Below are 15,591 nucleotides of genomic sequence, written 5' to 3' on the forward strand. Positions count from 1 at the left end.
CACCTAATTCCTTAAAAACTCCGATTCTAGCGGCGAGTGTCATATTCTCTTCTCATTTCTGTCACGATTGCTTAATAAAAAGACAGTAGCCTTGCGACATTGCTAAACGCATCGAGATTTCCATGAAACGCCTCGCTCACATCGATGGACTCATATTTCAATGGATTGCAAATAACCGAATGACTCTCCCCGGTCGCCCGGCCTCTCAACTATTTCGATATGTTTCGAAAACCGGAGACGGCCACCTATATTTATTTTTAGGGGCGACTTTGTTTTATTTTGATAAGCAGCACGGCGCATTGTTTTTTTACACCGCCTTGCTTGCATACGCGTTTGAAATTCCGATGTATTTGACGTTAAAGCACCTATTTAAGCGCCAGCGCCCTTGTGATGTGCTGCTGCATTACAAAGCGCATATCGTCCCATCGGACAAATTCAGCCTCCCGTCAGGGCACACAGCAGCGGCGTTTTTGATGGCCACGATCATCATGCATTTTTATCCTGGGCTCGGGGTAGTTGCTTACGTATGGGCGAGCTTGGTTGGCTTATCGAGAGTGGTATTGCGAGTACACTACCCATTGGATGTGATCATTGGTGCGCTGTTGGGTGTGTCGGTCGCATGCGGCAGCATTTACGCGTTGGGATAGGGCTGAACATGAAAATTTTGTATGGCATTCAAGGCACTGGTAACGGACATATCACGCGCGCACGACACTTGGCGCGGGGATTCGCCAAGCGAGACGATATTCAGGTAGACTATATGTTTTCAGGACGCCCAGCAAATCAGTATTTTGATATGCAAACGTTTGGGGCATTTGATGTAGCGCGCGGCTTGACCTTTATCACCGAAAATGGACGCATACGGCACCGCAAAACCTTATTGAGTAACAATTTATTCACCCTTGCCAAAGACATTAGTCAACAGCACATTAAGTCCTATGATTTAGTCCTTAACGATTTTGAACCGGTCACTGCATGGGCGGCAAAATTAGCGGGCGTGCCGTCGCTTTCCGTAAGCCATCAGGCCGCGTTTTTGCATCACGTGCCAAAACATAAAGAAAATCCGCTCGATAGAGCCATTACTCAATGGTTTGCTCCCACAAAATATAGTTTGGGCACCCATTGGTATCATTTTGGATGTCAAATTATTCCCCCTTTTGTATCTCCAGAATTAAGTCTACAGCGCACCAATTCGTCGCTTACATCATCGGGCAAAGTACTCGTATATTTGCCCTTTGAAAACCCTGAGCGCATACGTGAACAGCTGCATGTATTGAGCGACCAAAACTTCATCTGCTACCACCCTACAGTGAAGCATATAGAGGTGGACAAAAATATTACTTGGCATCCCCCCTCCACCACGCAATTCAAAGACGCACTGACTAAGTCTGTGGGTGTCATTAGTAACTGTGGTTTTGAGCTTTCTACCGAGTGCCTGAGTTTGGGTAAGCCTTTGTTGGTCAAGCCCCTGCATCGTCAGTATGAACAACAGTCCAATGCATTTACGCTGCATAAGTTAGGTTTGTGCGAGGTGATGTATGAGGTCAATGCAGAAGAAATTGATGATTGGCTACAAAACAAAAAGAGCGTGTCGATTCAATATCCGAGTGACTGCAGTGACTTTATTGACTGGCTCGCGACAGGCAATTGGACGTCGCCGGAGTCCATTTGCAAACGTTTATGGCAGCAAGTGAAATTTCCAGACCATGTCAAAGTGAAGCTGAACGACCTGAGCGTTTTTGCTAACTAAATAACGCCTCTATTGTAAATCAAAATTGCCCTCGCTTAACCACCGTGAACCTGTATTAGAGGTTGCATTTTTAGTGATTGCAGTTCACTCTTAGCGCTATTACGTTTTAGTGTTAGAAAGTACAATGAAAAGCCATAAAAACTTAGGCCTAGCGGTAATTGCGTTGATACTGCTAAGTGCTTGTGGACAACGAGGTCCACTATATTTACCAAGCGAAGCGCCTCAAAATCAGCCGCCTCAAACACCTGATTCACAACCTAACTCACAGCCGGAGGGTTAGTCGTGGATTTTTTCGAATATAAAGGCAACGATTTATACGCAGAAGACGTGCCATTAAGGAAAATTGCGGCCGAATTTGGCACGCCAACCTATGTTTATTCTAGAGCAACGTTAGAGCGCCACTGGCATGCATTTAACGACGCAGTAAGCGCTCACAAACACTTAATCTGTTACGCAGTGAAAGCGAATTCGAACATTGGTGTGCTGTCAGTTTTAGCTAAACTAGGCTCAGGATTTGATATCGTTTCGGGTGGAGAGTTATCTAGGGTCATTGCCGCGGGCGGCGATCCCAAAAAAGTGGTATTTTCTGGCGTTGGCAAAACCGCTGATGAAATTCGCTTTGCACTAGAGCAAGGGATCAAATGCTTCAACGTCGAATCCATTCCTGAATTAGAACGCATTGAAAGGGTTGCCCAAGCGATGAATGTGAAAGCGCCAATTTCGCTGCGTATTAACCCTGATGTAGATGCAAAAACACACCCTTACATCTCAACCGGACTCAAAGCGAACAAGTTTGGTATTGCCCATGAGGATGCGATTGCCACCTATCAAAAAGCCAACTCAATGTCGCATTTGGATATTAAAGGGATGGACTGTCATATCGGCTCACAATTGACCGATATCGCACCGTTTGTAGATGCTCTGCAAAAACTCTTAGACCTTATCGATCAACTTGCGAAACTTGATATTCATATCGAACATTTAGACGTAGGCGGTGGTCTGGGCGTACGATATGACAATGAAAACCCGCCTCACCCACGTGAATATGCCGCGGCCATGGCGCAAAAAATGGAAGGACGAGAGCACCTGACCTTAATTTTAGAGCCCGGTCGCGCCATTGCAGCAAATGCCGGCGTATTGTTAACTGAGGTTGAATTTTTAAAGCAAGGGCAAGAAAAAAGTTTTGCGATTGTTGACGCCGCAATGAATGATTTACTCAGACCTGCACTTTATAGCGCATGGCAAAAAATCGAAGAAGTTAGTAAGCGTAATGGCTCCAAACACACCTATGATGTAGTGGGCCCGGTGTGCGAAACAGGCGACTTTTTAGGCAAAGACAGAGCCTTGAACATTCAGGCTGGAGACCTATTGGCAGTAAGAAGCGCTGGCGCCTATGGCTTTGTTATGGCGAGTAACTACAACAGCCGATGCCGACCTGCCGAAATTATGGTCGATGGCGATAAAATCCATGTGGTGCGAGCAAGAGAAACGCTCGCAGATCTGTGGAAAGACGAATACAAGGTAGATTAGCGCATGAACCCAGCACATGCTAAAAAGCCCCAACATCGTCAAACTGTTCAGTTCTCAAAAATGCATGGTTTGGGCAACGATTTTGTCGTTATCGATAATGTCACGCAGAATGTGTTTTTTTCGAAAGAGAAAATACAGCGTTTAGCTGACCGCAACTTTGGTATAGGATTTGACCAGCTGTTGCTTGTAGAACCGCCCTATGATCCTGAGCAAGACTTTCATTACCGCATTTTTAATGCCGACGGTAGCGAAGTCTCACAATGCGGTAACGGTGCGCGCTGTTTTGCGCGATTTGTGAAGCTCAAAGGACTGATTAATCGCAACAAGATTGTTGTGAGCACTAAATCGGGCAGAATGGTCTTATATTTAGAAAAGGAAGGCCAAGTGACTGTCAATATGGGCCGTCCGATTTTTGAGCCAAGCCAAATTCCTTTCAAAGCAAATAAACAAGAAAATACCTATATCATCCGTCATGAAGATGCCACCTACTTTTGCGGTGTCGTGTCGATGGGCAACCCACACTGCGTGATTGAAGTAGATGATGTGGATACCGCTGACGTAAGCGGCATTGGTTCGGTATTAGGACAACATGAGCGTTTTGTAGAAGGCGTAAACGTAGGTTTTATGCAAATTATCAATGAAGGGCATATTCGTTTGCGGGTATACGAGAGAGGCTCCGGTGAAACCCTAGCATGCGGCAGCGGCGCATGCGCAGCAGTTGCACTTGGGCAAATGCAAGGTAAACTTAAAGAAGAAGTGCGTGTGGATCTGCCCGGTGGCAGTCTCACTATAAAATGGCCCGGCGGCGATACCGTCTTAAAAATGACCGGACCAGCAGAACATATATACGACGGACAAATACCTTTATGAGTAATCAACAAGCATCATCGAAATCCACTGACAACCTCGATGCAGTTCACGAAAATATAGGTGCTGAGAACACAAACATTACTCCCGAACAAATTGTTACGTACTTAAGTGAACGCCCAGACTTCTTTTTGAATTATCCAGAGGTACTCGCACAGCTTCACGTACATCATCAAAATAAAGGGGTTGTGTCGCTCACGCAATTACAAATCCAGCAATACCGCGACACAATCAAAACTCAAAAACGCCAGTTAGACTCGATTGTCAGCAACGCTAAGCGCAACGAAACAATTTACACGACCTACGCCGAACTCAATCTCGCTGTAGTCAAAACACAAAGTTTTACAGAGCTTGAAAGCGTGTTAAATCAAACGCTAAAAGACGCCTTAGGCTTGAGCAAGGTATTTATCTACCTGTTTGATGCGCCAGATACCCTGGCTGATAAAATTATGCCCGAACTGCAGCAACGCGCGTTTTTAGACAAAAAGCTGAATGCCGATGGCTTTTATTTTGGTCGCTTAGGGCAAAATGAAAAGCAGCTGCTGTTCCCTAATGAGCAAGCAGCTTCGGTTGCACTTGTGAGCATAGGCGAATCGAAACCCATGGCTCTGATGGCGATCGCAAGTGATGATGCACTGCACTTTACCCCAGATATGGATACCATGTTGTTGCAATACCTACGCGACTTTTTATCCTTTCATTTACCTAAGTTATTGGCCCAGTAACCTTCCTTATGCCAGCCAATTCAGTAGACGGCCGCGCTAACAAGACACATCCTGCACACAGAGCCGCTGATGTTTGGATTGATAGGTTCATTGACGAATGCGCAATTGAGCGACAACTATCACCTCATACCGTATCAAATTACCGGCGCCAGCTATATTACATGCGTGACTTGTTAGATGTAAATGATTGGTCGAACCTTGAAATTGCGCACTGCAAACAAGTTCTTCATGCCGGTAATCGCCGTGGGCTGTCGGCTCGTAGCATTAACCTCCAACTTACCGTGTTGCGCAATTTCGCCCAATTTTTGGTAAAGCACCAACGTCTGAGCCACAACCCTGCTAAAAGCGTACAAGCCATTAAACAAAACAAGCCTCTGCCCAAACAGCTCAACGTGGATGAAATGAGCGCATTATTGGATTTTGACGCTGACGATTTTCTAGGCCGACGAGACAAAGCCATGTTTGAGCTTCTTTACGGCTGCGGCGTACGTCTGTCGGAGCTGACGGGGCTTAATCTAGACAGTATCTTTGAAGACAGCACCCATGGCCCAATGTTAAAAGTGTTCGGCAAAGGCAGTAAACAAAGGTTTGTTCCCATCGGGCGTAAAGCAAATGAAGCGCTCAGACTGTATTTAGACAAGCGCGAAGAGTTTGCCGCAAACCTCAACACCCCAGCGCTGTTTCTATCCAAGCACAAACGCAGATTATCAAATCGTCAAGTTGCTAACAGACTGTCGCATTGGACCAAACAACAAACCCTTTATCAGCAAGTTAGCCCGCATACTTTGCGTCATTCTTTTGCGACTCATGTGTTGGAGTCGAGCAAGGATTTACGCGCCGTTCAAGAGCTTTTAGGGCATGCTAACCTGTCTACAACTCAAATTTACACCCACCTTGATTTTCAGCATTTGAGCCAGGTGTATGACAACGCACATCCGAGGGCAAAGAAGAAGTGATTGTTTACAAACCTATAGGCGACATACGTTCGCTTAGCTTTGATTTAGATGATACTTTTTATACCAACTGGCCTTATATTGTCGAGGCCGAACAGCATCTAAGAGCACATATCAAAGCGCAATATGCAGTCGCTGCGAATTTTTCAGGTGATGACTGGCATGAATTTAAACGCCAAGCCTTGCAGGTAGACCCAGGTTTATACAGCGATATGGGAGAGCTGCGCAGGCAAACCTTACATATCGCATTTAAAGCCGCTAACATGGCAAGAAATAAGATAGATCACGCCGTCAATGATTGCTTTGACGTGTTCTACCATAAACGCAGTGATTTTAACGTAGACAAGCAGGTACACACCGTATTGTCGACACTGGCTAACAAAGTGCCTTTGGTAGCGATCACAAACGGCAACGTTAATTGCCAACAAATTGGTATCGCCCACTATTTTTCGCACATTTTGCAAGCCAATAAACACCAGCGAATGAAGCCGCACCGCGATATGTTTGCAGCCGCATCTGCTTTACTTGATCTGCCCCCTAGGCAGATTTTGCACGTGGGCGACAATTTAGAAAAAGACGTATGGGGTGCAACTCGAGCCGGAATGCAAAGTGCCTGGTTTGCCTATGATCGCAACATGGTTCTGGGAACAGAAAAAGCGCTCACGCTCCCGCATATTCAGCTCAACTCTCTTGATGAGTTACCTTTATTACTTAAGCAGATGTAATCATTTTGAACCTGAGCCGGTCTGCTTGCATACAAGTCAAAGATTGCATAGATTTTTGAGGATATAAATGCTCATCTATGCTCAACCTTAAAACAGGATCAAAGAATGTCAGACAAAAGCTATACACCACCTAATGTGTGGACGTGGGATCAAGCAAGCGGCGGCAAATTTGCCAATATCAACCGCCCCATTTCAGGCAGTACCCATGAAAAAGATCTGCCCGTAGGTAAGCATCCATTTCAACTATACTCGTTAGCGACCCCCAATGGTGTCAAAGTCACCGTGATGCTCGAAGAGTTGCTAGAGGCAGGTTTTAGCGACGCGGAATACGACGCTTGGTTGATTAACATTCAAGAAGGCGAACAATTCTCTAGCGGATTTGTGGGCGCCAACCCTAATTCCAAGATCCCCGCGTTAGTGGACCACTCAGGCAGAACGCCGCTTCGCGTATTCGAATCAGGCTCAATACTCGTGCACCTAGCTGAGCGCTTTAACGCCTTTCTCCCGCAATCTGGAAAAGGACGCACCGAGACATTTAACTGGCTTATGTGGCAAATGGGCAGTGCACCGTTTTTAGGCGGAGGCTTTGGTCACTTCTATGCCTATGCTCCTGAGAAATATGAATACCCAATTAATCGCTATGCCATGGAAGTAAAGCGTCAGCTTGATGTGCTCGACAAACAGCTTGCTGAAAATGAGTTTATCGCTGGCAGCGAATACTCCATAGCCGATATGGCGATTTGGCCATGGTACGGGCTTTTAGCCCATGGCAGTTTGTATGAGGCTGGAGAGTTTTTACAAGTACAAGAATATACTCACCTGCAACGCTGGACAGCCCAACTGCTAGAGCGCCCTGCTGTGCAGCGCGGTCGTATTGTAAACAAAGTATGGGGTGAGGACAGCAAGCAGCTTAAAGAGCGTCATAGTGCGGCAGATTTTGACAATCTAGGTTAAAACAATCACCGGTAGCAAATGTGCTACCGGTGATCATCAATATTAATGTGTCATATCTTGTTTAACTGCCACCAAAAGAAGGTGGATTAGTTTTTTTGCTCATCTTGCAACACGTTTTGTTGCATCGAATCGCAAGGCATACTGCAATCGGGTTTACCGACGATTTTGGCCGGTACGCCCACCACCGTTACACACGGCGGTACATCGTCTAATACCACGCTACCTGCGCCGACTTTCGTGCCCTTGCCAATCTTAATATTACCCAGAATTTTAGCGCCCGAGCCAATCATCACCCCTTCACCTATCTTCGGATGACGGTCTCCTGACTCGTTGCCGGTCCCGCCTAAGGTAACCTCTTGCAAAATCGATACGTTATCTTCTACTACGGCGGTTTCGCCTATGACAATACCGGTGGCATGGTCAAACATCACGCCTTTTCCGATTTTTGCGGCAGGATGAATATCCACAGAAAACACCTGAGAATTGCGGCTTTGCAAAAACAAAGCAAGATGTTTACGGCCCTTTTGCCATAAGTAATGGGCCAAGCGATGCACTTGCAACGCCTGAAAGCCTTTAAAGTGAATTAATACCGGTAAGTAACTCGATACAGCAGGGTCTCGCTGAACAATGGCTTGAGCATCTAGGAGCGCCGCCTCTACCATGGCGGGATTGAGTAAATAGGCCTCATCAAACATCTCATTGACGGTGAGGGCCGGCATCACTTCGTCGCTCACTTTGTTGGCCAAAATGAAACTTAACGAGTCCTCGAAATTGTGATGACTCGATACACAAGCGTGCAAATAGCTCGCTAGCAAAGGCTCTTTTTGCGCAACCGCTTTCGCTTCTTCTTTTAGCGAAAACCAAAATGCTTCGCTTGTGACGGGAGTATGGGTCATAGGGTGCCTTTTTATTCGAGTCTTAGCAGAACTTTAGATCGTGAGCTATCTGCTGCTTTAATGCAATGATACCGCTAAAATTACGCCTCTTCATTTGAGGCTTTTTTATCAATAACAAACGTCAGTGGGTTCGTAAAACTCAACTTTGTTCCGGTGATGGTCACCTTGTTTTCACGAATAGCGCTTTGTACTTCGCTATTTACCTTATGCATAAACACAATTCTTACAAAAACGACGATTGCGGCAGCAAACGTTAGCGGACCGCTAAAGTGCGCATAATCGCTGAATTGCTCAACGAAGGTTACGGCCATAAGCAGTAACAAGATAATCAATAGGGCAACCATCGAATAGGGAGGATAAACCAAGGTGATTTTATCATCGGTCTCGGTGCGCTCATAAAGTAATTTCATTGGTGTTAGTTTCCATTGTATTAAATGAAGTTTGCATAAAAAGCTGTATAAATAACCAGCCTTAGCGCAAAAAACTTGCTACACTCGCACTAATTTAGCAAATAGCATCACAAGTACTTATAATTTTCTCTAATTCTATTATATGTACTCAAAACATATTTCAAAGGTTTACTGAATGGATGTTTCTCGACTACTCGACCAGCTTAACGATAAACAGCGCGAAGCGGTAGCCGCTCCCAATGGCAATATGCTTGTACTCGCTGGCGCAGGCAGTGGTAAAACCCGCGTGCTTGTCCATCGCATTGTATGGTTAATGGAAGTTGAAGCAATTACCCCTTTTAGTATTTTGGCGGTGACCTTTACCAATAAGGCTGCTCGGGAGATGCGCGGCCGCGTAGAGCATCTTGTCAAGATGCCCATGAACGCCATGTGGATTGGTACATTTCATGGTCTAGCTCATCGTTTGCTGCGCTTGCATTATGAAGAAGCGGGCTTACCGCAAAACTTCAGCATTTTAGACTCAGATGATCAATATCGCCTTATAAAACGCCTGCTCAAAGCCATGAACCTAGATGAAAAGCATTACCCACCTAAGCAGGTACAATGGTTCATTAACGGCAATAAAGACGAGGGACTGCGCGCTGCACATGTAGAGACGCATAACGACCCCACACAAATCAAAATGAAAGAGATTTACAGCGCATATGAGCAAACTTGTAAGCGCTCTGGATTAGTGGATTTTGCCGAGCTGTTGCTGCTCGCATTTGAAATCTTGCGCGATAACGCATCACTCAGGCAGCATTATCAAAAACGCTTTAGAGCCGTGCTGGTAGACGAATTTCAAGACACCAATAACATTCAATATGCTTGGCTTAAGCTCCTAAAAGGCCAAGAAAACAGCATGATGATAGTAGGCGATGACGACCAGTCGATTTATGGATGGCGCGGCGCCAATGTAGAAAACATCTCGCACTTTCTTAAAGACTTCCCAAGCGCACAAACGATTCGTTTGGAACAAAACTATCGCTCCACTAGCAACATCCTAAACGCTGCCAATGCGGTCATTGCCAACAATCATGGCCGATTGGGCAAAGACCTATGGACCCAAGGCCAAGAAGGCAACAAGATAGCGCTGTATTCTGGCTTTAATGAAATGGACGAAGCGCGCTTTATTGTGAGCCGAATCAAACAATTTTTTGATGATGGCGCGGCATTAAAAGACTGTGCTATTTTGTATCGCAACAACGCCCAGTCTCGCGTACTTGAGGAAGCCTTACTGCATGAGCGCTTAGCCTATCGAATTTACGGTGGCTTGCGCTTTTTCGAACGCCAAGAAATCAAAGACTCCTTGGCCTACTTACGCCTAATCAACAATGTGATTGATGACGCAGCTTTCGAGCGCGTGGTAAATACGCCCACCCGCGGCATGGGTGAAAAAACCCTTGGCAATATTCGCAGTCATGCACGAGAAAACAATCTTTCGATGTGGGATGCAAGCAAGGCCATGCTTGGCGGAAAATTGCTCAGTGGTAGAGCCGGTAACGCACTCGCTGGATTTATTGACATGATCAATGACCTAACCATGAAGGTGCGTGACCTTCCCCTAGAACAACAAGCCGATACTGTGATTAAAGGCTCTGGCCTATATGCCATGTATCAAGCGGAAAAAGGCGAAAAAGCACAAGCAAGAGTAGAAAACTTACAAGAATTAGTCAGCGCCTGTAAGCAATTTGAAACCCCTGAAGATGCTGAAGAGATGACGCCATTAGCAGCCTTTTTAGCCCACGCATCGTTAGAAGCAGGGGAAGCGCAGGCAGACGCCGACCAAGATGCCGTGCAAATGATGACCATTCACTCGGCAAAAGGCCTAGAGTTCCCACTAGTGGTGCTTGCCGGTGTTGAAGAGGGGATGTTCCCTAGCAACATGAGCAACGATGAACCGGGACGGTTAGAAGAAGAGCGCCGCCTCGCGTACGTAGGCATGACGCGGGCTATGCAGCAGCTGGTGATCACCTACGCAGAAACCCGTCGCCTGTATGGCCAAGACAAGTACCACACAATGTCGCGCTTCATTCGTGAAATTCCCGATGAATTTGTTGAGGAAATTCGTCTGCGCTCGCAAATTAGTCAGCCCGTGCACAACCGCTTTAGCCCATCTACCTCTCATGAAGCCTTTGTAGATAGTGGCTTTACGCTGGGCCAACGGGTTTTGCACAAAAAGTTTGGCGAAGGTACCGTATTGAATTACGAAGGCTCCGGTGATCATGGCCGGGTGCAGGTGAACTTTGACGATTTTGGCAGTAAGTGGTTGGTGCTTGCCTATGCAAAACTGCAAAAGGTCAGTTAAACCCCGCTGTCGCGGATTACGCAGGTGAAAGTTTTTTAATTTTTTAAGTTGCAGTAATCACACTTTTCAATAAGGCAGTATAAGCACTATAGACTACACTAAGTTGCTAATACGCAGCGCTTATTATACGCAGCTGTGCTAGTTCACAGTTTGTGCTCATACTCATAGGAACCTACATGATCCAGTTAAAACGATGGTTTATCACGCTTGTTTTATTGTTTAGCGTGGTCGCCGTTTTAGGCTTTGTAAAATTTACGCAAATAAAAGCAGCTATCGCTTTTGGTGAATCGATACCTGGCCCAAGTGCAACGGTAGAAGTCATTAACGCTTCAACCGAGCTGTGGCAGCCAAAGCTTGAAGTCGTTGGCGAAGTGAGGGCAACACGCGCTGTTGAACTGCGAAATGAGTTCGAAGGCATTATTACCAAGGTCGCTTATGCCTCGGGCGGTTCAGTCAAACAAGGCGATTTACTGGTACAGCTTGATGTTGCACCAGAGCTTGCACAGCTTGACGCTATCAACGCAGAAATTGAACTTGCAAAACTTGATGTAAAACGCTTTGCAGACTTACTTGAAGTACGTGCCTCATCACGGGATCAATACGACCGAGCCATATCCCAACTTGCGGTGAACGAAGCACTGGCAAGAGCATTGCAAGCTAATATCGACAGAAAGACCATCCGCGCGCCATTTTCTGGCACCGTTAGCATTCATGACTGGGAAGTTGGCACTTACATACCAGCAAACAGCGTGATAACCAATCTAGTGGGCGACCTATCAAGCGTTTGGGTCGACTTTTCAGTACCACAATGGTACGACAATATTGCGCTCAATAGCGCTGTAGAAGTCACCGAAGCAAAGGTAAATGGTCGTTCAACCACCGCGACAATAAAAGCGATTAATCAGCAGGTCAATCAAGCGTCACGCAGTTTATTAATGCGCGCAAGTTTTGATAATACCGGTCTGGGGCTGAAGCCAGGCGCAATGGTAAAAGTGTTTATTCCCGTCGACGACGCACAACCGGTGTTTCCTATCCCTAATGAAGGTTTACGATTTGATGCTTTTGGCGCCTATGTTTATACCTTAGAACTCGATGAACAGGGCGATTACAGAGCGAAGCGACGTCCGGTTACCGTTAGCACTCGCGAACAAGACCGTGCGATGGTGGCCACCGGACTATCAACAGGTGATGTGGTCGCAACGGTGGGCTCAGCTAAACTGATGGAAGACATGCTCACTTACATCGCTCAGGAGAAGTAAGGTGGCTGACAATCAATCTAAAGATATGGAGCAACCTCAATTACAAGCATTAGACGCAAGCGAGAGTAACTCCAAACTGATTAACACACCTAGCGTGATGGACATTTTTTCAAAGCGTCCGATCCTAGCGGTAGTCGTATCCCTCGCCATCGTTTTAATTGGAATGCGTGCATTTTTTGCTATCCCTGTATTGCAGTTCCCGCAAATCAGTAGTGCATCGATTCAAATCACCACGCCTTATGTAGGCGCGTCGGCTGAAACCATCAAAGGCTTTATTACCGAACCTATTGAACGTGCCGCATCGTCGGTGCCCGGCGTAGATTATGTTGATTCCAATACCACACCTGGTCTGAGCACCGTCACTGTATGGCTTAGATTAAACGAAGACAGTTCTGCTGCTCTCGCTGAGCTATCTGCCCGTATCGACCAAATCCGCTTTGAACTGCCCGAGGGCGCCGAAGACCCCGCCATCCAGGTGGTACGTGCCGACCGACCTTTCGCAGTGTTTTACCTCACCGTCAATTACGATGAAGACGTCGCCGATATGTCTCGACTAGAAGTAACCGACTATCTTTCACGAAATGTATCGCCCACCCTCGCCTCCATTCCGGGCGTCCAGCGCATCGGCTTAGAGGGCGGACGTAATCCGGCAATGCGTATTTGGCTCGACCCTACTCGAATGGCTGCCTTTGACGTAGCCGCAGATGATGTAGCCAATGCGCTAAGGGCAAATAATCTCATCGCCACCTTTGGCAATAGCGAAAACGACCAACAGCGCATTGCGCTGCTTACCGATACCAACCTCACCTCGGTCGAGGAATTTGAAAACTTGGTAGTTACAGAGCGCAACGGCGTGCAAATACGCATCAGTGATATCGCCGATGTTGTCATTGGTGAAGAAGAGGGTGTCGTTACCGCACGTTTAGATGAAGATATAGTGCTGTATATCTCAGTTTGGCCTCTACCGGGTGCAAATGAGATAGAGATTGGTGATCGCGTATACGTGATGATTGACGAAATCAACAAAACACTGCCTAAAGGTTTGAGTATTACCGATGGCTATGACGGCACCATCTACATGCGAGATGCGCTTCGTGAAATATTCATCACCTTGATTGAAACCGTCATATTGGTTGGCATTGTAGTGCTAGCCATGATGGGTTCGTTTAGAACAGCCTTGGTGCCATTAGTCACTATCCCAATCTCGATACTCGGTGCGATTGCGGCGATTTCACTCGCAGGCTTTTCACTGAACCTATTGACTATTTTAGCCATAGTGTTGTCGGTTGGTTTGGTCGTAGACGACGCCATTGTGGTAGTAGAAAACGTCGCTCGTTATATGCGCTCGGGCATGGGACGAGTACAAGCTGCGCTGGCGAGTTCAAGGCAATTGCTCTCGCCCATTATCAGCATGACGGTTACGCTTGCTGCGGTGTATGCTCCTATCGGTTTGTTATCAGGTTTAACTGGCGCATTATTTAAAGAGTTTGCTTTTACGCTTGCCATTGCGGTCATTATTTCAGGGATTGTAGCACTCACACTCTCCCCTATTATGAGTGCCTATGCATGCCCTGAGGGCGGCAAAGAAGGTAAGGTCACACGTAAGGTAAATCGTGTTTTTGAAATCTTACAAGAAAAGTATGGCCGTATTTTATTGCGCACGATTGAATACAAACAGCAGGTGTTGTTTGCCGCTATCTTTTTGTCTTTGCTCACCATCCCCTTTTATTTATTGTCGCTTAAAGAGCTAGCGCCTACCGAAGACCAATCGGGGATCTCGGTGATTATTGAGTCGGCGCCAGACGCCTCTATCGATTACACCTTAAAGCATATGGATCAGGTAGTAGAAACCATGAAGGAGCTCGAGGGGGCGACTTTTATGTGGCAAATTATGAATCCCGCTGGTGGTTTTTCAGGTGTGGATTTCGTACCGGTCAACGAGCGAGAGCAAAGCGTTCAGGATATGAGTTTTCAGGCCTTTTTGGCGCTAAACGCTATTCCAGGGGTCAAAGCTTTACCCGTACTAGATTCAGCATTACCCACCTCTGGTAACTTTTCAGTAGAGTTTGTCGTACAAAGCACCGATGCATACACCGAGATGAAACCCTATGCGGACCAAATGCTTGCTAAGGCAAATGCAACCGGCAAGTTCATTTTCGTTGATACCGACCTTAAAATAGACCTTCCGCAAGCACGTTTTGTATTAAAACGCGATCGCATTGCAGATTTAGGTATGGATCTTTCGTCAGTCAGCCGTCAGCTCTCAACACTATTATCAGGCAATTTTGTTAACCGTTATAACCAAGACGGACGGGCTTACCGGGTTATTCCCATGTTAGCGGAGAGTGAGCGGCTTAATCCCAATGCCATTTTAGACTTACAAGTCAGAGCGCCATCTGGAGATATGATCCCCATACGTTCAATCGCCAGTCTTGAAACTGAAACAGCACCACGGGTGTTAGCGAAATTTCAGCAAAAAAATGCTTTTAAAATATTTGGCGAAGTTCGCCCCGATGTCACAAAAGAGCAAGGCTTAAGCATATTAGAGGACATTGCAACAGAGGTTCTTCCATCGACCTACACTACCGACTATGCAGGCGAATCACGGCAAATACGCTTAGAAGGCAATACCCTAGAAGGCGTGCTGTTGGTCGCGTTGGTATTTGTTTATTTGGTGCTGGCCGTGCAATTTAACAGCTTGCGTGACCCATTGGTGGTCTTGCTAGGCTCAGTGCCACTAGCCTTGTCTGGCGCCATCATGTTTGCATTTTTAGACTTCACTACCATCAATATTTATTCCCAAGTGGGCTTTATTACGCTAGTAGGGTTGATTGCGAAAAACGGTATTCTAATTGTTGAATTTGCCAATCATATGCAGCGCCAAGGGCTTGAAAAACTCGCCGCTATTCAAGCTGCCGCAAAGATACGTTTGAGGCCGGTATTGATGACCACCGCCGCAACCGTACTCGGTCACTTTCCGCTGGTGCTAGTCACCGGACCTGGAGCTGAAGCAAGAAATAGCATTGGTATCATCTTGGTGGCTGGGATGCTCGTTGGAACCTTGTTTACCCTGCTTGTACTGCCAAGCGTATACATGGCCTTAGCCTCAGATCATCGCAACGATGACGAGAAAGAGGCTCTCGCTAACAGGCCATTAATACAAGGCGCTAACTAA

General features: G+C 46.5%; 14 protein-coding genes. 12 read left to right on the forward strand and 2 right to left on the reverse strand.

Annotated features, from left to right (window positions below; all coding sequences use genetic code 11):
* Positions 1-122 precede the first annotated feature (122 nt).
* The 9 genes from KJ365_RS12625 (at position 123) to yghU (ending at position 7,504) form a co-directional block, all read left to right on the forward strand.
* Positions 123-647, forward strand: a complete 525-nt coding sequence (locus KJ365_RS12625) for a phosphatase PAP2 family protein (protein ID WP_502793490.1) — start codon at positions 123-125, stop codon at positions 645-647.
* An 8-nt stretch (positions 648-655) separates the two neighbouring features.
* The gene (locus tag KJ365_RS12630) at positions 656-1,750 is read left to right on the forward strand and encodes an MJ1255/VC2487 family glycosyltransferase (protein ID WP_214452027.1); all 1,095 of its coding nucleotides are present in this window, start codon (positions 656-658) and stop codon (positions 1,748-1,750) included.
* A gap of 124 nt (positions 1,751-1,874) precedes the next feature.
* Entirely contained in the window at positions 1,875-2,030 is a 156-nt protein-coding gene (lptM, locus tag KJ365_RS12635) for an LPS translocon maturation chaperone LptM (protein ID WP_214452028.1), read from the forward strand.
* Positions 2,031-2,032: 2 nt separating this feature from the next.
* Positions 2,033-3,280: a diaminopimelate decarboxylase gene (gene lysA / locus KJ365_RS12640; protein WP_214452029.1), complete on the forward strand. Its 1,248-nt coding sequence runs from the start codon at positions 2,033-2,035 to the stop codon at positions 3,278-3,280.
* 3 nt (positions 3,281-3,283) lie between these two features.
* Positions 3,284-4,150: a diaminopimelate epimerase gene (gene dapF, locus KJ365_RS12645; RefSeq protein ID WP_214452030.1), complete on the forward strand. Its 867-nt coding sequence runs from the start codon at positions 3,284-3,286 to the stop codon at positions 4,148-4,150.
* Positions 4,147-4,872 (forward strand): DUF484 family protein, encoded by a 726-nt coding sequence (locus KJ365_RS12650; RefSeq protein WP_214452031.1) that lies wholly within the window; start codon positions 4,147-4,149, stop codon positions 4,870-4,872. The genes dapF and KJ365_RS12650 overlap by 4 nt, the downstream gene beginning before the upstream one ends.
* An 8-nt stretch (positions 4,873-4,880) precedes the next feature.
* Complete coding sequence (locus KJ365_RS12655; RefSeq protein ID WP_214452032.1) at positions 4,881-5,828, forward strand: tyrosine recombinase XerC; 948 nt, start codon at positions 4,881-4,883, stop codon at positions 5,826-5,828.
* A complete protein-coding gene (locus tag KJ365_RS12660) occupies positions 5,825-6,550 on the forward strand; it encodes an HAD-IA family hydrolase (protein ID WP_214452033.1) in 726 nt (241 codons plus the stop codon). Before KJ365_RS12655 ends, KJ365_RS12660 begins: the two co-directional genes overlap by 4 nt.
* Positions 6,551-6,655: 105 nt before the next feature.
* Complete coding sequence (yghU, locus tag KJ365_RS12665; RefSeq protein ID WP_214452034.1) at positions 6,656-7,504, forward strand: glutathione-dependent disulfide-bond oxidoreductase; 849 nt, start codon at positions 6,656-6,658, stop codon at positions 7,502-7,504.
* 86 nt (positions 7,505-7,590) lie between these two features.
* Here the strand turns inward: yghU and cysE are convergent, their stop codons facing one another.
* Positions 7,591-8,400, reverse strand: a complete 810-nt coding sequence (gene cysE / locus KJ365_RS12670; protein ID WP_214452035.1) for a serine O-acetyltransferase — start codon at positions 8,398-8,400, stop codon at positions 7,591-7,593.
* An 80-nt stretch (positions 8,401-8,480) separates the two neighbouring features.
* The gene (locus tag KJ365_RS12675) at positions 8,481-8,810 is read right to left on the reverse strand and encodes a hypothetical protein (RefSeq protein WP_214452036.1); all 330 of its coding nucleotides are present in this window, start codon (positions 8,808-8,810) and stop codon (positions 8,481-8,483) included.
* Positions 8,811-8,985: 175 nt separating this feature from the next.
* Here KJ365_RS12675 and uvrD point away from each other — a divergent pair, with 175 nt between their 5' ends.
* The 3 genes from uvrD (at position 8,986) to KJ365_RS12690 (ending at position 15,591) form a co-directional block, all read left to right on the forward strand.
* Positions 8,986-11,157, forward strand: a complete 2,172-nt coding sequence (gene uvrD / locus KJ365_RS12680) for a DNA helicase II (RefSeq protein WP_214452037.1) — start codon at positions 8,986-8,988, stop codon at positions 11,155-11,157.
* 176 nt (positions 11,158-11,333) lie between these two features.
* Positions 11,334-12,416, forward strand: a complete 1,083-nt coding sequence (locus KJ365_RS12685; protein WP_214452038.1) for an efflux RND transporter periplasmic adaptor subunit — start codon at positions 11,334-11,336, stop codon at positions 12,414-12,416.
* A 97-nt stretch (positions 12,417-12,513) separates the two neighbouring features.
* Positions 12,514-15,591: an efflux RND transporter permease subunit gene (locus KJ365_RS12690; RefSeq protein ID WP_502793491.1), complete on the forward strand. Its 3,078-nt coding sequence runs from the start codon at positions 12,514-12,516 to the stop codon at positions 15,589-15,591.

Source organism: Glaciecola sp. XM2 (assembly GCF_018595715.1).
Lineage (GTDB): Bacteria > Pseudomonadota > Gammaproteobacteria > Enterobacterales > Alteromonadaceae > Glaciecola.

Bases quoted from the DNA above. Each gene is read 5' to 3' on its own strand.
- KJ365_RS12625 (WP_502793490.1), top strand. From the start codon at position 123: ATGAAACGCCTCGCTCACATCGATGGACTCATATTTCAATGGATTGCA.
- KJ365_RS12630 (WP_214452027.1), top strand. From the start codon at position 656: ATGAAAATTTTGTATGGCATTCAAGGCACTGGTAACGGACATATCACG.
- lptM (WP_214452028.1), top strand. From the start codon at position 1,875: ATGAAAAGCCATAAAAACTTAGGCCTAGCGGTAATTGCGTTGATACTG.
- dapF (WP_214452030.1), top strand. From the start codon at position 3,284: ATGAACCCAGCACATGCTAAAAAGCCCCAACATCGTCAAACTGTTCAG.
- KJ365_RS12650 (WP_214452031.1), top strand. From the start codon at position 4,147: ATGAGTAATCAACAAGCATCATCGAAATCCACTGACAACCTCGATGCA.
- KJ365_RS12655 (WP_214452032.1), top strand. From the start codon at position 4,881: ATGCCAGCCAATTCAGTAGACGGCCGCGCTAACAAGACACATCCTGCA.
- yghU (WP_214452034.1), top strand. From the start codon at position 6,656: ATGTCAGACAAAAGCTATACACCACCTAATGTGTGGACGTGGGATCAA.
- cysE (WP_214452035.1), bottom strand. From the start codon at position 8,400: ATGACCCATACTCCCGTCACAAGCGAAGCATTTTGGTTTTCGCTAAAA.
- KJ365_RS12675 (WP_214452036.1), bottom strand. From the start codon at position 8,810: ATGAAATTACTTTATGAGCGCACCGAGACCGATGATAAAATCACCTTG.
- uvrD (WP_214452037.1), top strand. From the start codon at position 8,986: ATGGATGTTTCTCGACTACTCGACCAGCTTAACGATAAACAGCGCGAA.
- KJ365_RS12685 (WP_214452038.1), top strand. From the start codon at position 11,334: ATGATCCAGTTAAAACGATGGTTTATCACGCTTGTTTTATTGTTTAGC.
- KJ365_RS12690 (WP_502793491.1), top strand. From the start codon at position 12,514: ATGGACATTTTTTCAAAGCGTCCGATCCTAGCGGTAGTCGTATCCCTC.